The organism is Variimorphobacter saccharofermentans (assembly GCF_014174405.1).
Lineage (GTDB): Bacteria > Bacillota > Clostridia > Lachnospirales > Lachnospiraceae > Mobilitalea > Mobilitalea saccharofermentans.
Map to the genome: position 1 here is coordinate 2197843 of NZ_JACEGA010000001.1, position 22189 is coordinate 2220031.

Consider the following 22189-nt stretch of genomic DNA (forward strand, 5'->3'; position numbering starts at 1 on the left):
CTAAGCAATCAAGATACTAATTATTTTCCAGGATATCCGCCAAAGCATCCAGCCAGTCACCTTCAAATAATTCTATCATACCCTTATCGCAAGCAGCAGCAAGCTTAGGATTAATCGGAAGTTTGGCAAAGGCATTAATTCCATATCTGCCTGCCACCTCTTCTACATGACTTTCTCCAAAAATCGGATATTGAGTATTGCAATCCGGACAAACAAAATAAGACATATTCTCAATCAATCCAAGGATTGGTACATTCATCATACTGGCCATTTTTACTGCTTTCCCGACAATCATGGAGACAAGCTCCTGCGGTGAGGTTACTATAATAATTCCATCCAAAGGTATGGATTGGAATACAGTTAAGGGTACATCTCCTGTACCCGGAGGCATATCTACAAACATATAATCTACATCGGACCAGATAACATCGGACCAGAATTGTTTTACGGTTCCAGCAATAATAGGTCCTCTCCACACAACCGGATCGGTTTCATTTCCCAATAAAAGATTTATAGACATCACATCAATTCCCGTCTTACTCTTTACAGGAAAAAGTCCCATTTCATTTCCTTTCGCCTTTTCATGTAAACCAAACGCCTTCGGAATAGAGGGTCCCGTAATATCCGCATCCAGAATTGCTGTATGATATCCCCTGCGATTCATGGATACAGCCAGTAGTGATGTCACAAGGGATTTTCCCACTCCACCCTTTCCACTGACTACTCCAATGACCTTCTTAATATTACTTAGCTCATGGGGTTGAACAGTAAAATCATTCTTTTCTTTTCTGTCTCCGCAGCTAGAGCTGCAGCTTTCACAATTATGATTACAATCGCTCATGTCATTCTTCCTTTCATTTCTGTTATTCCTACAATCGAAATAACTCTATTTCATTGGCTTAAGTATGCCAGATAACTTCTTGCTCCATTGTAAATCAAGTTATGAACATAAGTCAAATATTATTTTGTCCACATCCACTCGCCTAGAACAACCGCATCACATCAAGAATATGATGATATATAACATAATGAAAGGAGCTGACTATATTGTGATTCTCTATTATATAAACACGTTCATAATGGCGGCTGCACTGCTTGGTTTTCTCTCTGAGAATGTTGTATTAATCACGATTGTAGGTATATTCCTGCTTCTGTTAGTCGTGAACTTTTTCCGAATCAAGAAAAAGAAACAAAAAAAACATGAAGTAATCCGTCCGGTAACCGATGTAATCGGAAGTATCCCGGAACGTGTTGAAGAATTAAATCAGGAACTAAAGCCTTTTGGTTTTGCCTATGAACCGTATCAAGATATATTTTACTCCATTATGTATCCTTGGCAACGAGAAGTAGGCTATTGCCGATTATATGACGAAGCATGTGCTCCACTTAGCATGATCATAGATTCAGAACCTATTAAATTCAATTACGATGGACGAAAATGGCTGATAGAATTCTGGAAGGGCCAATATGGTATGAATACTGGAGGAGAAGTAGGTATTTATTACACAACAGGTTCTGATATAAATATTCCTGGAATATTTAACGACACCTTCTACTATTGTGTAAAAGACGAGGATTGCATTCATATGTCCTTCGCCTTAAGAAAGAATGGAAATCTCCTTTTCACCAGAAGCGGATATCATTGGTGGCTTACCGGATTTAAGTTGGGAGAGTTTTCAAAGCCCTCCGAACTAACCATGGATATTGTGTTAGATTTGTATGATAAACGGATGGTTAATGCCTTTGTGGAAGCATTGGAAAAGATGGGTTATGAGGAAGATGAATTTGCTGTTCGAGATACCAGAGTTATGGTTCACTTTGATAAGCCTCATTCGAAACAGCCATCAACACGTACTACCTTTACTGATTTTATCATGCAAAGAAATAATGAAGCCTTTTGCAACGCTTATCAATACCTCACAGAAGCATATGTAGATACTCTCGACAAGCTGGAAATCGTGAGAAACGAATCCCCGAATATGTACAATCAAATTCTTGGAGTAGGTAAACCAAAGGCTGTTTATGACGCCTTTGAAAAAATCAGAGGTTGGTTAAGGAAGGATTAGTCGAAAGGAAGTGAGGACAATGTCAGCATCTAAGCGCTTATCTAGGGTCTTTTCCAATTCAAAAGTAATACCTTTTGATGAAAACTCCAGAATCGTTATTATGAGCGACTGTCATCGGGGAAATGGAAGCTGGGGCGACAATTTTTCAAATAACCAGAATCTGTTCTTTGCAGCACTCTATCATTATTACGAAAACGGATATACCTATATAGAACTTGGTGATGGAGATGAATTATGGGAAAATCGGACGATTGATGACATCATAAGCGCTCATAGTGATGCATTTTGGCTAATGTCCTTATTCTATCAAGATAATCGTTTCTATATGTTGTATGGGAACCATGATATCATTAAGAAAGACCATCATTATATTAAGACCAAATGTAATTCCTATTATTGTGAAAACGTCAACTCTAATATTCCATTATTTCCAGGTATCGATATTACTGAGGGAATTATTCTGAAATATCGTAGTACAAATGATCTGATATTTTTAACACATGGTCATCAGGGAGATGTTCTCAATGATACACTCTGGAGATTATCCCGTTTTCTTGTGCGGTACCTTTGGCGGCCCCTGGAATTGATAGGAATTAAAGATCCTACTAGTGCAGCAAAGAATAATCAAAAAAAGAATATGATTGAAAGAAACTTAAGCAATTGGGCAAACACCCATAAAATAATATTAATATGTGGACACACTCATCGACCAGTCTTTCCGAAGGTTGGAGAAGCTCCTTACTTCAATGATGGAAGCTGTGTACATCCCAGATGCATTACTGCTCTTGAAATACGAAATGGAACCATATCCCTGGTAAAATGGGCTACCATGACAAGACCGGATCGAACACTATTTGTTGGACGGGAGGTTCTTGAATCTCCCATCCGGCTTGAAGACTATTTTCATGCATTAGAAGAAAAGAGCTAGCGAGCTCTTTTCTTCTTTTTTACTGAATACCCGAATTTACCCAGTAATTCACCAAGTCCATAATATTCTCCATGGGAATAAACTATCAATCCCGCTTTATTTAAATGAAAGCGACCGTCTTCATCCATTAATTTCTTATCAACCGCAACACTTACCACCTCTGCCAGAAACATATCATGGGTACCTAGCGGTATAATTTCTTTAACCATACATTCCAAACCAACCGGACATTCTCCTATTAGTGGTGCTCCTACGATTCTTCCCCTTACCGGAGTGAGTTTCATTTCCTTAAATTTATCAACGGTTCTTCCTGATATTACGCCGCAATAATCTGCTTTCTTCACTAAATCCTTTGTCACTAAATTGATAACAAACTCCTTACTGTCTTTTATAAGATCATAGGAGTAGCGTTCTTTTCTTACAGATATCGATACCATCGGAGGGCTGCTGCATACAGTTCCTGCCCATGCGATGGTTATGATATTCGGCTTTTCATCCACCCTGCCACAGCTGACCATAACTGCTGGAATAGGATAGAGCATATTTCCCGGCTTCCAAAACTCTTTTTCCATAGTTCTTAATCTCCTTAATCATCCAGTTGCTTTGTTCTCCATTCTATCCATTTTCAGCTATCGTGTCAACGATGGAACACAGTATATCATTTAGGGACGGGCATTATTTGAATATGTTTTTACAAAAGGGAAACCTTGGTATAAATCATTGATTTTCTGATATACTATATAGGGCTTGTATATGATTTAGAAAGGAGAAACGCATATGAAAGCATCCGTTGACCAAGATGGCTGCATCAGTTGCGGATTATGCATTGATGTATGCCCTGAGGTTTTTAGCTACAATGAGAACGAAGTATCACAGGCAATTGAAGGTGACATACCTGAAAATTGTCTGGAGCGGGCTGAAGAGGCAAGGGACGGCTGTCCCGTTAGTGTCATTGATTTATTTGAATAATCAATGATATCGGGCTGTTGCACAAACTGATATGGATAGAACACCCCAATCATATCTCATATCTCATTTGTGCCCAGCCCGTTTATCATACTTAAATCTTTCTGTTGAAATATTGATAAAGAAATAATATTATTGATAAAGTATATAGTTGTATAAAAAATATTTAATTAAAAGGAGATAATATTATGCTTTTTATTCATGAATCAAATAAAATATATTCCACTGACCAGAACAATCATATGGTTGCAGTTGTAACGTTTCCAAAGGTTAGCGATACTGTTGTAAATATCGATCATACCTTTGTTGACTCTTCCCTACGTGGTCAGGGTGTTGCAGGAAAACTGATGGAAGAAGCCGTATCCCATCTGCGGGAGAATAATTTGAAAGCCAGGCTTTCCTGTAGCTATGCAGTTAAATGGTTTGAAGAACATCCGGAATGCAGGGATGTCCTAGAGAAATAAATGTTAAACGATACTACTCAGAAACCAGTTCATATACTGAGATTTTCTTTATCCGTACAGCGGCAAGTAATGTTATAAAATAAGAAACAACACACATCAACAGGCATATTCCGATAAGCCATGGAACTGGTATAATAAACGTTGCTTTCATAATGCCTATGGTACGGAAAATGATGGATATAAAATTATTAAGGAACAGTTTTCCTATAATACATCCAGTAAATACACCAAGTAATATAACGGATAAGATGCTGATTAATATTTGCTGCATCAGCTGTCGGCTTGTATAACCGATTGCCTTTTGAACCCCATATTCTTTCTTTCTGCGAATAATCATTGCTTTTATAATTAAATGAAGAATAAGCGAAATAATTATGATGGCAATTATGATCATTATGATTGCGATACTGTTACAAATGTTCATGTAAGCACCTAGTGCTGCCTGGATTGACTCATTATAGTCATAAACTTCTTCAATCTGATTCTGATACTTATCTTCCAGTAGAGATATCATCGCTTTTGTCTGAGTCTGATCATATAGATAAATCGTCATCTGCTTTTCCTGATACTCCGGCTTAATCATTCGGTAAGCCTCCGTAGTCATAATTACATCTCTTCCCATATAATTAGCACTCTGTGTTAAGCCGGTAATTATATAATCTGCCTCTGTATTTCCCAGCTTAACTGAAATCATGTCTCCGATTCCCTTACCAAGATTGCTTGCCAGTAAACCGTTCATTGCAATTTCATTTTTATATTCTGGGGCTCTGCCTTTAAATATCATATCATTGTCATACAGGGAGTAATCCTTTGTTATCTTGGTCATCCCACTTACTCCATTTATGGTAACCATATAATCCGAATCATTCATATAAGCTTTACGAACCTTAGGCATGTCATTAATTTCTTTCAAGAAATTCTCAATATTAGAGGAGTCAGTTACCTTCAGTTCGATGGAAATTGGCTCCATACCCATTAAACTGATAAATGACTCCTGATGATAGGAAATGTTATAAAACATTACGACAGCAAATATCATCATGAGACAGGTTGCTATGGTAATCAAAAATACCATGATATTTTGTCTGGTATTCTCATACATCAGTTTAAGTGCTAAGGAAGGTGAAAGTCCAATACGACTATGTTCCAGCGGAATATGATTTTTCTTAAAGCTATGATTTCGAAGTCCTCTCCTGAGCATTACAACCGGATGGAGATTACGCAGCTTTTTTGTAGAAAGGAACGTTATCGCAAAGACAAGAAGCAATAGCCCTCCTAAGGTAATAACTGAGGTACTCAGATCAAAACTCTGTACCCATACTACTCCTGTCTGAGCCGCAAACATTGCTGATAATGGTTTTGTACCAATATAAGATATGGCAATACCTATAACGCAGGCAAGGAGTGTGATTAATAAATACTGCAGCTGAAGAAGGAGCGCAACCTGACTGTTCGTATATCCAATGGCCTTAAGTACTCCGACATTAGCCATTCCATCCTCTATATTATTCTTTAGCCGAAAATTAATGATGATTGCTCCGATTAATACAATGATAAGTGCAAATGATACGATAATAATAGATCCAATATTGGAGGTCATGGTACGAACCTGTTTCACTGTGGTATAATCTGCATCCCAGATACCATTTAACTCATTCATAAAATCGTTTTCAAGATAAGCATTTTGTAATTTAACCGAATCCTCCCTATTTTCCAGTTTTGCAGATATCACCTTACATTTGCTCTGATATTGCTTTTGGAAGCGATCGTAGGATGCTTGTGGCAGTTGAAATCCCATTGCTCCTATATTCGTACTTCCATAGATAATATCCTCCGTAAAGCCAGCAATCCGAAACGAATATTCCTCTTTATTAAATCGTATCTTAATGGTGTCTCCTAATTTATACCCACCTCCGGATTTTAATATATACGGTACAAGAATGTCGGTATCTCCCTTTATATCAACCTCTCCTATTGTTGAAAATTGTGAATAGCTTTTATTCTTATCCGCATTTTTTAATATCACTATACAGGAATATTCACTATTCAGGAAATCAAAGGATGCCATTGGTATGTACAATGCCTCTTCTATGGTCACACCGATTACACCATCATAATCCCACATTCTATCTTCCATATCCTGAATATAATGATCTTCCGGGATGCAAACCACATAATCGGCAGAATTCAAAGCATTTGCTCTCTCATCATAAAAATTACCGAAATTACTATAAGTTACTAAACCGAGATTTAAGAATAAGGCTGATAATAGTAAAATAATAAACAAGGATATCATTGAACTTTTATTCTTTTTGATACTTGTATAACAATGCATTAAAATTAATCCCATATTACTCCTTTCTGAAAGCTACCAACCCATCTCTTTTAAGAAGCTATCCAGTTTTTCATTTCTCTCAGTATTTTTTGTTCCATCATATTTACCCAAATTACATTCGCCACAGATTGCTCCGTCACGTAAATATAGAATTCGGTTTCCCCTTCTCGCCGATTTTATATCGTGTGTAACCATGATAATACTTTGTTTCTTTTGATTTAGCTCAGTAAGCAGATTCATGACACTATTGCCGGATACAGAATTCAGAGCACCTGTTGGTTCATCCGCAAAAAGGATCTTAGGTTGATTCACTATTCCACGAATGACTGCACACCTCTGTGCTTCCCCACCGGACAACTGAGTCGGGAACTTATTCCAATCCACCTCTGTTAATCCAACTTTTGCTAGAAGTTCCTTTGTATATCGAACTATCGATTTTCGATCCTTATTTATCAATAGACCAGCCGATAGGCAGTTGTCTAATACACTCATGGAATCTAATAAGTAATTTTGCTGAAATACAAAGCCACAATTCTTTCTGCGAAATAAAGCCAGCTTATCCTGACCGTATCCAGTTATATTTTCATCACCAAAATAGATTTCACCCAGAGTTGGTTTATCCATACCGGATAAAGCATATAGCAATGTTGTTTTTCCTGAACCAGAGGCACCCATGATGATTGTAAAATCACCATCATAGATTTCAATATTGAGGTTCTTCAGTACATGCTGCTGTTTTCCCCCTGAAGAAAAGGATTTACTAAGCTGTTTCGTTCTAAGAATAATATTTTCCAATTTTCATCCTCCTAATAATACCAGTATATTATGCGATATTCATTTCACAGTTTTAATCAGATTTTTGATACCATAACCTTATACGATAACAAAGAGTCTGGCTTGCCAGACTCTCGCACCGAGCGCGGTTAGCCTAAGCGAACATATATATTACGCGCGAGTGCGTATCCAGTAGCGCATTTTTTAATTCATAGGACGCAATTTCCTATGAATTAAAAATAGCTGTGAGGTTACTCACAGCTTGATATTACCACTATAAATCTTACAAGGTCTTTAGTTGTTTCTAACACAATTCTTAACTAAATCTTAAATCGTTATTACCGGCTAAAGTAAGACTGATCTTAACAATAAAACCATGATCATTATAACAATCAATCTCTCCTCCCATTACTTAAAAAGGAGATACAGTCTCCTCCGGTTAGTACATAATGGGTTTTTACATCAAATATATTGAAATATTCTGCTGTTGCTTCCGCTAACGCTTTTTCATCATCCACTACCAGACAGTAATAATGCATGTAAACCTCCATTCCAGCACTTGCCTCTGTTGTAAATATTTATTTTATGATATCACATACGTTTATATTTTTCCAGAATAATTGGTGGAGGTTTACACTTTATAGTTACAATTCATCCCAATATCTTATTCAATACTCTTCAAAGATTCAACCATATTTATTTTTTTCAATTTGTAATACATTACAAAATTAACGAAAGCAGAAAAGAAAAAGGTCAAAAGGATACTATAGATATAACTGCTAAAATCAATATTCCTTCCGAACATGACCAGATCAATCTCCACTGTGGTAATGACATAGCGATGTAGAAAAATCCCCATAAATACGCCTACAATACTCCCGATTATGGTGAGTATTATATTCTCACGGTAAATATAAGCAGCTGTTTCCGGATTATAAAAGCCCAGTACTTTAATGGTTGCCAGCTCTCTTCTACGTTCATTTATATTTATATTATTCAAATTATATAATACGATGAAGGCCAAAGCTCCGGCTGCAATGATCAAAACCCAAATCACAATATTCAAGCTTACCAGGACATTTTCAAGAAGATTCTTAAAATTACTAATATAATCAATTCCTGTGGTTGCGTTCAACTGTAAAAGTCGATTTCCGATACTCATCTGATCCTTCTCACTCAGTTCTGACATTGATAGTAAAAAGGAGTTATATTCCGACTCTTCCTGAAACAGCTCTTTATAAAGCTCCGGTGTCATATATAAGTAATGAGTCATATAATTCTCTGTAATTGCAGATACCGTTACTGACGCTTCTTTATCTCCCTCATGTATGATAATCTCATCACCAGCATCGATCCCTAATTTCTTTGAGATTTGCTCCGTAAGAATCACTCCATCATCCGTTAAGGTTATTTTTTCATGATTCGTTCTTTTCCGTAAAACAATAAAATCTTTAAGATAAGAAGTCTCCATAGGAACATACATGGTTACTTCCTTTGTCTCTTCCCCAAAGGTAATATCGATTACATTGGTCTTTACTGGGATGGAGCTAACATCCTCTATTTCATCCAATTCAGTCTGTAATTTAGCTTTATCCTCAGTTGTTGCTTCCTGATCTATTGAGACTGAAGCATCATATAACATAATTTCATCAAATTGTCTGGTATATATTACGAAAATCGAATCCTTTAAGCCAAAACCTACTAAAAGGAGTGCCATGCATCCGCCGATACCAAAAACCGTCATAAAAAAACGTTTTTTATAACGCATAAGATTTCGGACGGTAGCCTTCCACGTAAAGGAAAGCCTTCTCCAAAGAAATGTGATACGTTCCATAAATACTCGTTTCCCATTTTTCGGAGGCTCCGGTCTCATAAGTTGTGCAGGCTTTGCAAGTAATTCTTTATAGCAGGCGAAAAAGGTAGCTAAACCAACACATAAAACGGAAAACACCGTTGCTAGTACGGTATAATACCAATTGAATGGAGTTATCACCTCTGGAATATTGGGATACATCATTTTATATGCATTGATAATAATCATCGGCAACACCTTCAATCCAAGGGCAGCCCCTGCCAAGCTTCCTACTAAGGTAGCTATGAATGCATAAAGTATATATTTTGATGCGATCGTCAGCTTTGAATATCCCAATGCCTTTAACGTACCTATCTCAATTCTTTCTTCTTCTACCATTCTTGTCATTGTAGTAAGACTGATTAGCGCTGCCACCAAGTAGAAAATAACCGGAAATACCTTACCAATTGCACCAATCCGTTCTGCATTCTGTTCAAATTCTACATAGGCCTCAATACTTCCACGATCAAGCACATACCACTTTGGCATTTTCAGCTTTGCTAGTTCTGCCTCTGATTCCTGAATTTGCTTTTCCGCTTCTTCAAATTTCTCCTGTACCTTGTCTGATTCGGCAGCTAACTTCTCTAAGGAAGCTTCCAGCTCCAACTCACTTAATCCGGAATTCTCAAGCATGAGCTTACTTTGTTTTAATTGCTCCTCTGCTTTTTCTCTCTCGGAGTTAAGCTCCTGCTTCGCTTGTTGAATTTTATCATAAGCCGGGTTATACAATTCTTCATAACGTATCTGATTTTGCTTGTCAGCTATTTTCTTTATGTTATTAACAACTGAATCAACACAATCATCATATTCCTGTGAATAAGCAGTCATATCCTTCGCTTCTGCTACAGATACATAGACAGCGGAATAAGCCTCCATTTGAAACAGTTCAGGCTGAAGTACGATAAAGCTATTAACCTCCCCATCCCCAATATCAGAGCTTCCCCGTTGAAAGGACAGATAATAAGAGGTGGATCCTATTCCTACAATGGTAAAATCATCCCCTTTGATTCGATCAGATAACGGTTGATTTGTACCTGATTCAAGATGAATATGATCTCCTAGCTGATATCCAGTAGTAGTGATAAAGAACTCATCCACCAGTACCTCATTTTCAGACTGTGGCATTCTGCCCTCACTTACATTGATCAAATTCAATTTACTGGTTGCACTCATTGCTTCCAGAACTAATTCATTCCCATCCGCATCACAAACTACATGTGTAGAATATGCTGCTTCAACCTCATCTACCCCATCAATTTTTGAAATTTCTGCTACATCTTTATCTGTTAGACCTAGAGTGCCTAAGACACGGATATCCATCAGATTACTTTCATCAAAATAATGATCTGCTGTTAGCCTCATATCCGGATTTGTAGCCCGGATACCCGCAAAAAATGCTACCCCTAAAGCAACTATTAGTAATATAGAAAGGAAACGGTTAAAGCTTGTTTTAATCTCCATAAAAAAGTCTTTACGTATTGCTTTTTTCATTGCTCCCTCCATTGTCTACCATTCAATGGTATCCACCGAAACCGGATGCTCATTTTTCATGACCTGAGATACTCTACCATTCTTTACTTTAATGATCCGATCTGCCATAGGGGTTAAGGCTGAGTTATGTGTGATAACGATTACTGTCATATTTCGTTCTCTGCAGGTATCCTGAAGAAGCTTCAGAATTTGCTTACCTGTTTGATAGTCAAGAGCCCCGGTTGGCTCATCGCATAGTAGCAGCTTTGGATTTTTCGCTAAAGCTCTGGCAATTGCCACTCTTTGCTGTTCTCCTCCGGATAGTTGAGCGGGGAAATTATCCATTCTGTCACCCAATCCAACCTCCTTCAATACCATTTCCGCGTCCAAAGGATTTTTGCAGATCTGAGATGCCAGCTCCACATTCTCCTTTGCTGTAAGATTCTGTACTAAATTATAGAATTGAAACACAAAACCTATATCATCTCTACGATATTTCGTAAGCTGCTTCTCGTTATAATCTGTAATATTAATTCCGGCAATTTGAACGATACCTTCTGAAGCCGTATCCATTCCTCCAAGTATATTTAATACGGTGGTTTTTCCTGCTCCACTGGGACCGACTATTACGACAAATTCTCCTTCTTCTATTGAAAATTCCACTCCATCCAGAGCATGAATCTCAATTTCTCCCATCCGATACGTTTTTCTGACCTTTTCCATTTTAATAAAATCCATCAAACATCCTCCATCGATATCCCAAGAATAATTAGTAAACTAGTTGGAATGTCCTCCCTATTTTATAATTCTTATTATCGTTATACAAGTAAAGAAATATAAAGATATTATAAAATATTTCTTACATTTTGATCGGTCTCATCCCATCCATTCCTATTTTACATTACTTCCAAGAAATAATTTTAACGAAACTGTAAATCCTATTAAATAAGCGTAGATACATTGATCATATAGAAATCGCAGTATAGAAATGAGGTATAACATGAACTTATTAAAAATTGCAATTTCATCCTTCGGAACATTAATTGCTTTGTTTTTATTTACAAAAATCTTGGGTAATCGCCAAATGTCACAGCTTAGCATGTATGATTATGTAAGCAGTGTTACAATTGGTTCCATTGCCGGAGAAATGTCGATCTTATCCTCCGATAGTTTTCTTGAACCTCTAGTTGCTATGGCTGTATTCAGTATCTTAACCTATATTATATCCTACCTAACCTGCAAATCAATCTATCTAAGACGTTTTTTTGAAGGTCCTGCTCTGCTTTTATACCAGGATGGACAGATATATGAAAAGAACCTTCTGAAGGCGAAGCTGGATATTGATGAACTGTTATCCTCTTGTCGGTTAAGCGGATATTTTGATTTAGAGGAGATTCATACAATTTACTTGGAATCAAATGGTATGCTTAGTATCCTGCCTAAAGCAATCAGTCGTCCAGTGAATCCTAAGGATATGCATATGGAACCAGAGCAATCATTACCCTTAGCGAATATTATCATTGATGGCAAGATTCTCCCAAAGGTTTTAAATATCATTAATAAAAATGAGACATGGGTCTATCAACAGCTTAAGAAGCATGGCATTAAAAACATCGAGGAGGTTATTCTTGCATCCTATGATTTTACCACTGATTCCTTGAATATTTATATAAAATTCCATAGGAAAATGATTCGTGACATTTTTGAATAGGAATAGATATCAAGCTGAAAACATAAAATATTACAAGTTTTAGTATACAAGGATGTCTAAAAATGGTCGGACATTTCAAAGCAAAACATATTATTCTCTGCGAGCTAATCGTTTTATGTATCCTGGCATCTGCCATTATCAAACAGAATATTGATAAGGAGGCCGCTGCCTTTGCATCAATGTACGATAAGGAAAAGGAATATATTAAATGGGTGAACTTTGATGTTACCTGCAAAGCTTTAGAGCAAGCTTATAAAGCTGACGTCGAGTCCCAAACCGAGGAGGTAAAACTAAACTGGATTGAACTACTTGCCTGCCTCGGTAATAAATATGGTGGAGACTTTTCAAGATATAAGGATAAGCATCTGAAAGAGCTGGTAGATAAATTAAAATCAAAGGAAGAAACCATTGAGTCCATAACAGAGAATATGAAATACTATGATTATTATTATGAAGCTTATAATGCTGTATTAGGAGGTATGGTAGGAAAATATAAAATTGAAGTCCCGGATGATACGGTTCCCGGAGGAAAGCGATGGGAAGAAAAGTATGGTCTTAAAGTGTTCCTCCCAATCGCAAAATATTATCCCTTTAGTCATTTTGATGATTTCGGAGTGTCCAGAAGCTATGGATTTAAAAGAAAGCATTTAGGACATGATATGATGGGTCAGGTCGGGACGCCTATCATTTCGGTAGAATCCGGTATTGTTGAGGCCCTTGGTTGGAATCAATATGGTGGATGGCGTATTGGCATTCGTTCCTTTGATAAAAAACGTTATTACTACTATGCCCATCTTAGAAAGAACTTTCCTTATAATAAATCTTTACAGGTAGGTAGTATTGTTCAGGCAGGTGATGTCATTGGGTATCTTGGAAGAACCGGCTATAGTAGCTCAGAAAATGCGAATAATATTCAAACACCCCATCTTCATTTTGGTTTGCAATTAATCTTCGATGAGTCACAAAAGGAAGGAATGAATGAAATCTGGATTGACTGCTATGATTTAATTCTTTTCTTGAGCCGTAACCGTTGTGAAACTGTGAAAGATCCGGAAACTAAGGAATACCACAGAGTTTATCAATACATCGATCCAATTGCAGAGCATTATATCAATCACAGTATTTACAAATATAATGATGCGGAATTTGAGATTCATATCTATGAATAATAGGCTGCTTAATTCTGTTTCACTATCTTCTTTCTTCGTATTAGGCAAATAAATGCCATAAATAATGGTATAACATACTGGAACACAAGGTTGAGATTTACAATCAAATTCTGATATAAAAACCGGAATTCAAACTGGGTACTGCTAATATAATAGGTTAAATAAAATACAATCATTGACAAAGGAGCATAAAGAAAATAACAGTCTTCCTGAATATGAAAAAGCCATTCAAAGCACCGTAAAAATAATACAGTAAAAATACAAATAGCAATAAAATCAGAAAGTATACATATCAAGGTAACAAGAACCTCAAACCGTTCAAAAATATTAAAAAAGGAGATGCTTTTTACTGTGATATAGAATGGAAAAGGCAAATCTGCCGTTAAACTGGTTCCTGAGATACCAAATGTAAAAAAGGTTATGACAAAGGAGAGGATTGTAAAGGTAAGAATCCCAAACCATAGCTTTCTTATATGTTGTGAAGTAATACGAATTCCAAACTTATCTGCAAAAAAGAGTGCAATAATGATATTTCCTCCAACAGTAATAACATTACGGGATGCAACAATCGTCTCTGGTAAATGTATCGTTGACACCGGGTACAAATAATCCGAGCGTATTCTGGTAAACGCACACAAGAATAATATAGCAAATAATATAAGAACAGTTCCCAATGTAAGCTCTGAGAAACGAAAAATCGTCTTCATTCCATGTAATAACGCATAAAATACTATGATAAAAAGAATGACCATAAAAAACTCAGAACTAGTCTTCGGCATCAAGGTAAATTGCATGGTCATACTGTAGATGGATACTTTCGCTGTAAGAGCAAGTAAAATCCATAATAAATATGCCAAAACCAGTATTTTCGAAATGAACTTACCAAATAACTGAACCATAATTTCATACAAATTCAGTCCTGGAAAGGAACGAATAAGTAAAATAATAATGGCAGTAAGCGGAATCGTAGCAAATATAGACCATAATGGGCTGAGATATCCACTTCTGCCTGCCTCTTGGGCAAGTGCAGTTGGTACTTGTCTTAGGATGGTAGACACTGATATAAATAGGAACATAAAGGTAATCTGTCGTAATGATACTTCTCTATTCATATTTGGTTACCTCACTTCATATACTTATCCATTAGATATGATAAGCTTGGTAGATACGGATTTACAATGTAGATGATGCCCATGGCAATCCCTATCAAAGAAAGAAATAAATATAAAACCATACTTTTCTTATCGTGTAACAGCTTTTTCTTCTGCTTTATAAAGGTATATATTAATGTAAATGAAAATACATAAATCATCTGAATCCCTCTTCTTCTTTAATATGTTCCCAATATGAATGATTTTGATATTTTCGATTTCAATTGATAACGGTATTCTATCTTTGCAATCCGTTCCGACCAATCTCCCTCTATGCTTTCCCATTCATTATAATTCTGATTTTCGATGACTCTGGCCAGACCAAGGATATCTCTTCCTGTATTGATGGAATAGTTCACCGGTTTCTCAATTATTGACAAAATGTATTGATTCTGCTGGTCCGTAAGCCTCTCCAATACTTCAGGAATAAATATATTTCCCTTTGTGAGAACTTCCTTCATCATTGTTTCAAAGTCCATTTTGATGGTTACAACTACCTTTTTATTCCTCAATTCGGCCTTTAGCTTTGTTTTCGTATAGGAAACCATTAAACTTGCCTGATCCTGTAAATAGATCGGATAACTACGCATGATGTTTTTGATAAAATTAACACCATCCGAGGTTTCACGGTCAAGATAATCACTAAGCTTTAATTCATCAAATACAGCATAGCCCTCGATAACATAACCGGACTCTTCCGCGATAAGATATGGGATTAATGTACTGGATAAGCTCTGTTTCATATCATTTAGTATATTAACCATGGTGTTGTCATTTCTGGTGAGTATTTCCTGCTGCTTTTGCTCGATTGCTTCCAAATCCTCATGTATGATTTGATCATTTTCAATTCCCTGTTTTACGAAATCAGAAGCCTTTCTATCCTTTATAATATAAATTAAAGCTTCCATTTTAATTGTTTCATCCCTGGATAAAAAGTCCAAGCATCGATCAAGTCCCATTTCTGCTGCTTCCTGTCCTATGAGAAAGGATCCAGCCTGGGCAATGGAGATTGCTTTCTTATTCTTATCCTTTAGATCCTCTAAAGCCTCATAGGGAGTTGCACCTTTCCCCTCAGCCAGCTCTTCCTCTCCAGAACCGGCACCCTTTTCAGGGTCTGCACCTCCACCTGTACTATACAGAGCATTCACCACATATTCTCCTTCGAAATGATCGATACAAATAACCAGTGCTAGATTTATTTCATCAATTTCTCTTCTGCTCATATCATGCGTGCAACCGTAAAGAAGAGTTATATTAAAAAGTATTAAAAACAGGAATATTATTTTTATGAAACGACTCTTAATTTTCATATTTTGCTATCTTCTCCCTGTCATTTTGTTTTATACGGTTCTCTGATGCAATCTTCTGTGGTCTCTTCGTAAAATATCGAATGGGGTATCGAAATAATGTATCCTTATGATTACTTTCATCGATGTCTACAAAAGGAGATAAATAAGCAACTCCATAGTTATCAAGACTGCATAGATGAGTAAATAGAAGAATCAATCCTATGGCCAAGCCAAAAAAGCCTGCTAAAGCAGCTAACAGTGAGAAGGTAAAGCGTATAACCCGAATCCCACTGCTTAAGTCCTGGTTCGGCATAATAAATCCTGCGATACCAGCAAGTGACACTATGACAACAACCAAGGGGGATAATATATTCGCTGTTACAGCGGACTGTCCCACAACCAGACCGCCCAGAATTGACATAGCGGTTCCTACCGTCTTAGGCAGTCTTAAACCAGCTTCAATCAGTATTTCAAATGCGATCAAAAGCCCCAGCACCTCTGTAGCCGAAGAAAACGGTACATTTTGCTTAGCTGCCTGTGTCGATAGGGCTAATTGTACCGGTAGCATCTGATTTTGATAGGTTGTTGCAGCAATATAAAATGCAGGTAGAAACAGAGTGATAATCATCGCTATATATCGGATCATACGCAAAGATGATCCTACAATAAAGTGGTTTGCATAATCCTCCGGTGACTGCATCAGCATCACAAGCTGGCATGGCAATAAATATACAAATGGAATGCCATCTACAACTAATGCAATTCTTCCATCAGAAAGATTGGCCGATATTCTGTCCGGACGCTGTGAATACATAATCTGAGGAAATAGACTCTTTTTGTTTTCAATCAAATATTCCTCAATAAATGCAGGTGTTGAGATATTATCAATATCAATTTTTTTGATTATATCTCTTATCTTATTTACGGTGTCCATATTTGCTATATTACTCATGTAAACTAACGACATATCCGTTTTAGACACCCTGCCTACACTAAGACTTTCAACAACCAGATATTCTGAGCGAATTCTTCGACGAATTAAAGCCGTATTAACTCTCATAACTTCAATAAAGGCATCTTTAGCTCCTTTTAGTACCATTTCCTCATTCGGCTCTGATATGGAGCGCTTATCAAACATACGAATGTCGTATACAATTGCTTTTTGCTCCCCATCAAAAATGAATGCGACCATTCCGCTAAGAACATATTTTAATAATAATTGATAATCCCCTTCCTCCTTTGTAAATACATGATAGGATCCACCGCTTAAGAGATAGTCCATTACCTGTCGTTCTGTACTGAGATCCTTTAAATTATCATCTGATATAAGCTCTGTAAGGATTGCCTCATCTACTAATTGCGAATTAATTAATCCATCTACACAGAAAAGATGGAGTGTAATACTATTCTGATTAAGCTTTATCGGACGAATCAATACATCTCCACTTTTAGAGAAAAGCTCTTTTATCTGTTTTGAATTAATAATCTGTTCCATAGATTTCCCTCTTTCTCAATTCAACCGCTTCCTATATTTTCTGTGAAAATAACCTTCTTTATTCATAAAAATCTATATTTACACAATAATTGATCAAAATGCATAAATGAGACTTTTGACACCCTAATCCACATAAAGAATATCAATTAAAAAAGGCCGTCTCATTAGACAGCCTTTTCTAAGTCATATTCTTTATGTAGTCATAATCTTATGTATATCTCTTAATCAAACATCTCATTCCATCCCTGACGATTTGGGGCTAATAGTCAGGATTATGTCATAAGTATATTATGTTCTTCTTCTTAAAAGTAATCTTCAGCCATAGCTGAAATATGTACAGGATAAACTTTTCCCTTTGCCATCATACGTAAAAATGTCTCAGCTTCACCTTCATCATCAGTAATATCCTCTATCAGACAATAATTCACATTATTATCCATATCATAGTCTTCTTTATAGCACTCTATGCTATAGAGGGTGTTTTTAAATATAAGATTATAAACTACTTGTAAATTATCAACTTTCACTTTTATCGATTTGTACTTTAGCGATTGTTCTATCATGTAACTTCACCCCGCCTTTTCGTATTTGGAACCGACCACATAAATATCGTTTGACAATTGTATTATACCATATAACTGAATTGTTACGAGTATCAATATATGGATTCTGCTATGTAATTACTAGTATCCGTGGTATTTGATGGAACAACTCCTGGCTATATCCGGTACTACTATAGAAAGCTTCCAAAGTTACTAGGATGATCCAGTCATTATCTTACTCTTCATATGGCAAAAAAGAAAATAAACACATTAAAAAAAGGCCTGCCGAAAGAATTCAACAGGCCCCATTGTAATATATTTACTTCGTTTACATAATATCGTTATGAGAGTAACTCCTGATTTGAGATATTACAGCAAAGGTAATCTATACCGTCTCCCAGTCAACATTGATATTGATTGGATCGGCTCCCGCCATTTGCTTGTATATTTCGTAACGTTCTTTTGCTAACCGCTCGCTCTGGCGGAACAGCTCTTCTGCCTGTTCCGGGAATGACTTCTCAAGTGCACTGTAACGAACCTGTCCCAGAATAAACTCACGGAAGCTTTCTGTAGGTTCTTTTGAGTCCAGTATAAATGGATTCTTACCCTCAATCTTTAAACCAGGATTATATCGGTAAAGATGCCAATATCCTGACTGAACGGCCTTCTTAATGGTAGCCATGCTTCTTCCCATACCTTCCTTTATACCATGATTAATACAAGGTGCATAGGCAATTATGATAGAAGGTCCATGATGCTCTTCTGCTTCTCGAAAAGCCCTTATTAATTGTGTATTATCTGCATTGATGCCTACTTGGGCCACATATACATTCCCATAAGTCATCATCATTCTTCCTAAGTCTTTCTTTCCTTGCTTTTTACCGGAAGCTGCAAATTTAGCAATTGCTCCCGTAGGAGTAGATTTGGAGGATTGACCTCCTGTATTGGAATATACCTCTGTATCAAACACCAGAACATTGATATCCTCACCGGAAGCCATAACATGATCAAGACCTCCATATCCAATATCATATGCCCAGCCATCTCCACCTATGAGCCATACAGACCTTTTAGTCAGGTAATCCCGGTTATCCTTAATTTCCTGTACTAATTGTGTTATCTCTACATCTGTAGAAACAAAATTCTCCAACACATCAAGCACTTTTTTACTTGCTTCCTCCGAAGCCTTACCATCCTGCTTGTAATGAATCCAATCATGAAAGGCTTCCTTAATCTTCTCTTCGATATTCATGGTATTCAGTTTACGCATATTATCTTCCAGCTTATTACGAATTTGCTTTACTGCCAGATACATACCGAAACCAAATTCCGCATTATCTTCAAATAATGAATTTGCCCAGGATGGACCTTTTCCTTCCCGATTGATGGTATACGCTGTACTAGGTGCAGATGCTGCCCAGATTGAGGAACACCCTGTAGCGTTAGCAATCATCATTCGCTCTCCAAATAACTGAGTTAGAAGCTTCACATACGGAGTCTCCCCACAGCCAGCGCATGCACCTGAAAATTCAATCAGTGGTGCTTTAAATTGACTGTCCTTATAGGCAGGACCATATGCAACATTCTCTTTGAAGCTGACATTTTCAACTGCAAACTTCCAGTTTTCAATTTGCATTGGTATCTGAGTCCCAATTGGTTGCATAATTAATGCTTTTCCTTTCGCAGGGCAGACATCTGCACAGTTGCCACAGCCAGTACAGTCCATGGGACTGATCTGTATTTTATAATGATATCCTTCCAAATTCTTACCACTTGCTTTTTTCACCACAAAGGTATCCGGTGCCTTACTAAGTTCCTCATCATCCAATAAGAATGGGCGGATAACAGCATGTGGGCATACAAAGGAGCATTGATTACATTGGATACAGCGTTCTTCAATCCACTCTGGAACATTCACTGCAATACCACGTTTCTCATATGCAGTAGTACCGCTGGGGAAGGTACCATCCTCACGCCCCACAAATGCACTGACAGGTAAATCTCCACCCTTCAGCTCTGACATAGGTCGCATAATCTTTCTGATAAAATCCGGTTCTTCCACACCGGATTGTTTTTCCGAATCTAAGCTTCCCCACTCCTTGGGGATCGATACCTTCTTCACCGATTTTATACCCTGATCAACGGCTTCCTCATTCATTTTAACAACTTTTTCGCCTTTTTTACCATACAACTTTTTGATACGAGCCTTAAGCTCTTTTACGTATATATCCTCTGGCAAGACGTTTGTTAGCTTGAAGAAAGCACCCTGCATTATCATATTAATACGATTTCCAAGTCCAATCTCCTCTGCAATGCCAATTGCATTAATGGTATAGAATTGGACATTCTTTTCAGCTAATTGCTTTTTCATGATATTTGGCAGATTTTCATCCAGCTCTTCTTCCGTCCATTGTGTATTCAGTACAAACACCCCGCCTGGTTTTATGCTTTGTAATAAATCATATTTGTTCACATAGGATTGGTTATGGCATGCCACATAATCCGCATGGGATACCAGGTAGGTTGACTTGATTGGTTCTTTTCCAAATCGAAGGTTCGATATGGTGATACCACCGGATTTTTTTGAATCATAATCAAAATATGCCTGTACATTTAGATCTGAATTATCACCGATAATCTTAATTGCTTCCTTGTTTGCTCCAACAGTACCATCGGATCCCAATCCCCATATCTGGCAGGAAATCATGCCCTCCGGTTCTACCTGGATTTCCTTTACAGGAGCTAATGAGGTCTTTGTCACATCATCGTCAATTCCAATGGTAAACCAGTTCTTGGGCTTTTCTTCTTTCAGATTTTTATACACGGCTTTAATATGAGTCGCATTGGTGTCCTTCGAAGCTAGTCCATATCTTCCTCCATAGATTTCCGGTGCATTGGCATTACCTCGGAAGCATGCACATACATCAAGATATAGAGGCTCTCCTATAGCTCCTGGCTCCTTCGTGCGGTCTAAAACAGCTATTTTCTTTACCGTCTTAGGTAAACAGTTCAGAAAATGCTCTACAGAAAATGGTCGATATAATCTTACCTTTACTAAGCCATATTTTTCGCCCTGCTTATTAAAATAGTCTATGGTTTGTTCTATTGTCTGAGTTACGGAACCCATAGCCACAATGACATATTCCGCATCCTCCGGACCATAGTAATCAAACAAATGATACTCTCTACCGGTATACTCCGTCATTTTTGCCATGTATTCTTCCACAATTGGAATGATATTCTCATAAAAGGGATTCGAAACCTCTCTACCCTGAAAGTAAATATCGGAATTTTGCGCCGTACCACGAATCGATGGGTGATTAGGTGAAAGTGCACGTTCTCGAAAGCTTTTAATTGCCTCCATGTCCACCATATCCGCATAATCGCGATATTCCAGTGCTTCTATTTTTTGGACCTCATGGGAGGTACGAAAGCCATCAAAGAAATGAACAAATGGTAATCTTCCTTTAATCGCTGATAGATGAGCGATGGGAGCAAGGTCCACTACCTCCTGTACGGATCCTGATGCCAGCATTGCACAGCCTGTCTGTCTTGTTGCCATTACATCCTGATGATCACCGAAAATACTCAGAGCATGAGTGGCAATAGCTCTGGCACTCACATGAATTACTCCCGGTAATAACTCCCCTGCTGCTTTATACATATTGGGTATCATTAGCAATAATCCTTGGGATGCTGTAAATGTCGTAGTTAATGCTCCTGCCTGTAACGAACCATGAAATGCTCCTGCCGCTCCGGCTTCCGATTGCATTTCTACCACATTCACCTCCTGTCCAAATATATTCTTTCTTCCATGAGCAGCCCATTCATCGACTACTTCTGCCATACCTGAGGATGGTGTAATGGGATATATTGCAGCTACTTCAGTAAAAGCATAGGCTGCATAAGATGCTGCTGTATTTCCATCCACTGTCATTATTATCTTAGACATATTTTCCTCCAATACTTATATTATT

Annotated in this window: 19 protein-coding genes; 6 read left to right on the top strand and 13 right to left on the bottom strand. The window is 37.3% G+C overall.

What is annotated here, in order from left to right; translation table 11 throughout:
* Positions 1-16: 16 nt before the first annotated feature.
* Positions 17-841: an Mrp/NBP35 family ATP-binding protein gene (locus tag H0486_RS09665; RefSeq protein ID WP_228352807.1), complete on the bottom strand. Its 825-nt coding sequence runs from the start codon at positions 839-841 to the stop codon at positions 17-19.
* Between the two features lie 208 nt (positions 842-1049).
* Between H0486_RS09665 and H0486_RS09670 the strand changes: the two genes are divergently transcribed.
* On the top strand, positions 1050-2066 hold the full coding sequence (locus H0486_RS09670) for a DUF4474 domain-containing protein (RefSeq protein ID WP_228352808.1): 1017 nt from the start codon (positions 1050-1052) through the stop codon (positions 2064-2066).
* A gap of 19 nt (positions 2067-2085) precedes the next feature.
* A complete protein-coding gene (locus H0486_RS09675) occupies positions 2086-2994 on the top strand; it encodes a metallophosphoesterase (RefSeq protein ID WP_228352809.1) in 909 nt (302 codons plus the stop codon).
* On the opposite strand, the gene H0486_RS09680 is transcribed toward H0486_RS09675, so the two are convergent.
* The gene (locus H0486_RS09680) at positions 2991-3566 is read right to left on the bottom strand and encodes a flavin reductase family protein (RefSeq protein WP_228352810.1); all 576 of its coding nucleotides are present in this window, start codon (positions 3564-3566) and stop codon (positions 2991-2993) included. The two genes, H0486_RS09675 and H0486_RS09680, sit on opposite strands and share 4 nt — an antisense overlap.
* A gap of 205 nt (positions 3567-3771) precedes the next feature.
* Here H0486_RS09680 and H0486_RS09685 point away from each other — a divergent pair, with 205 nt between their 5' ends.
* Both H0486_RS09685 and H0486_RS09690 read left to right on the top strand, forming a co-directional pair.
* Complete coding sequence (locus H0486_RS09685; RefSeq protein WP_228352811.1) at positions 3772-3963, top strand: ferredoxin; 192 nt, start codon at positions 3772-3774, stop codon at positions 3961-3963.
* Between the two features lie 185 nt (positions 3964-4148).
* The gene (locus tag H0486_RS09690) at positions 4149-4424 is read left to right on the top strand and encodes a GNAT family N-acetyltransferase (RefSeq protein ID WP_228352812.1); all 276 of its coding nucleotides are present in this window, start codon (positions 4149-4151) and stop codon (positions 4422-4424) included.
* A 13-nt stretch (positions 4425-4437) separates the two neighbouring features.
* On the opposite strand, the gene H0486_RS09695 is transcribed toward H0486_RS09690, so the two are convergent.
* The 5 genes from H0486_RS09695 to H0486_RS09715 form a co-directional block, all read right to left on the bottom strand.
* A complete protein-coding gene (locus tag H0486_RS09695; protein WP_228352813.1) occupies positions 4438-6774 on the bottom strand; it encodes an ABC transporter permease in 2337 nt (778 codons plus the stop codon).
* Between the two features lie 18 nt (positions 6775-6792).
* Positions 6793-7554: an ABC transporter ATP-binding protein gene (locus H0486_RS09700; protein WP_228352814.1), complete on the bottom strand. Its 762-nt coding sequence runs from the start codon at positions 7552-7554 to the stop codon at positions 6793-6795.
* Between the two features lie 371 nt (positions 7555-7925).
* Entirely contained in the window at positions 7926-8072 is a 147-nt protein-coding gene (locus H0486_RS09705; protein ID WP_228352815.1) for a hypothetical protein, read from the bottom strand.
* A gap of 125 nt (positions 8073-8197) precedes the next feature.
* Entirely contained in the window at positions 8198-10876 is a 2679-nt protein-coding gene (locus H0486_RS09710; protein WP_228352816.1) for an ABC transporter permease, read from the bottom strand.
* Positions 10877-10891: 15 nt separating this feature from the next.
* Positions 10892-11593: an ABC transporter ATP-binding protein gene (locus H0486_RS09715; protein ID WP_228352817.1), complete on the bottom strand. Its 702-nt coding sequence runs from the start codon at positions 11591-11593 to the stop codon at positions 10892-10894.
* Between the two features lie 262 nt (positions 11594-11855).
* Here H0486_RS09715 and H0486_RS09720 point away from each other — a divergent pair, with 262 nt between their 5' ends.
* Positions 11856-12566, top strand: a complete 711-nt coding sequence (locus H0486_RS09720; protein WP_228352818.1) for a DUF421 domain-containing protein — start codon at positions 11856-11858, stop codon at positions 12564-12566.
* Positions 12567-12628: 62 nt separating this feature from the next.
* Positions 12629-13735, top strand: a complete 1107-nt coding sequence (locus H0486_RS09725) for a M23 family metallopeptidase (protein ID WP_228352819.1) — start codon at positions 12629-12631, stop codon at positions 13733-13735.
* 8 nt (positions 13736-13743) lie between these two features.
* Here the strand turns inward: H0486_RS09725 and H0486_RS09730 are convergent, their stop codons facing one another.
* From H0486_RS09730 to nifJ, 6 genes are all read right to left on the bottom strand, one after another.
* Positions 13744-14847, bottom strand: a complete 1104-nt coding sequence (locus H0486_RS09730) for a GerAB/ArcD/ProY family transporter (RefSeq protein ID WP_228352820.1) — start codon at positions 14845-14847, stop codon at positions 13744-13746.
* An 11-nt stretch (positions 14848-14858) separates the two neighbouring features.
* Positions 14859-15047, bottom strand: a complete 189-nt coding sequence (locus H0486_RS09735) for a hypothetical protein (protein ID WP_228352821.1) — start codon at positions 15045-15047, stop codon at positions 14859-14861.
* Positions 15048-15065: 18 nt separating this feature from the next.
* Positions 15066-16109, bottom strand: a complete 1044-nt coding sequence (locus tag H0486_RS09740) for a Ger(x)C family spore germination protein (protein ID WP_228352822.1) — start codon at positions 16107-16109, stop codon at positions 15066-15068.
* 76 nt (positions 16110-16185) lie between these two features.
* Positions 16186-17670 (bottom strand): spore germination protein, encoded by a 1485-nt coding sequence (locus H0486_RS09745; protein ID WP_228352823.1) that lies wholly within the window; start codon positions 17668-17670, stop codon positions 16186-16188.
* A 302-nt stretch (positions 17671-17972) separates the two neighbouring features.
* Complete coding sequence (locus H0486_RS09750; protein ID WP_228352824.1) at positions 17973-18233, bottom strand: DUF6514 family protein; 261 nt, start codon at positions 18231-18233, stop codon at positions 17973-17975.
* A 364-nt stretch (positions 18234-18597) separates the two neighbouring features.
* Positions 18598-22164, bottom strand: coding sequence for a pyruvate:ferredoxin (flavodoxin) oxidoreductase (gene nifJ / locus H0486_RS09755; protein WP_228352825.1), 3567 nt, complete (start codon positions 22162-22164; stop codon positions 18598-18600).
* Positions 22165-22189: the final 25 nt, after the last annotated feature.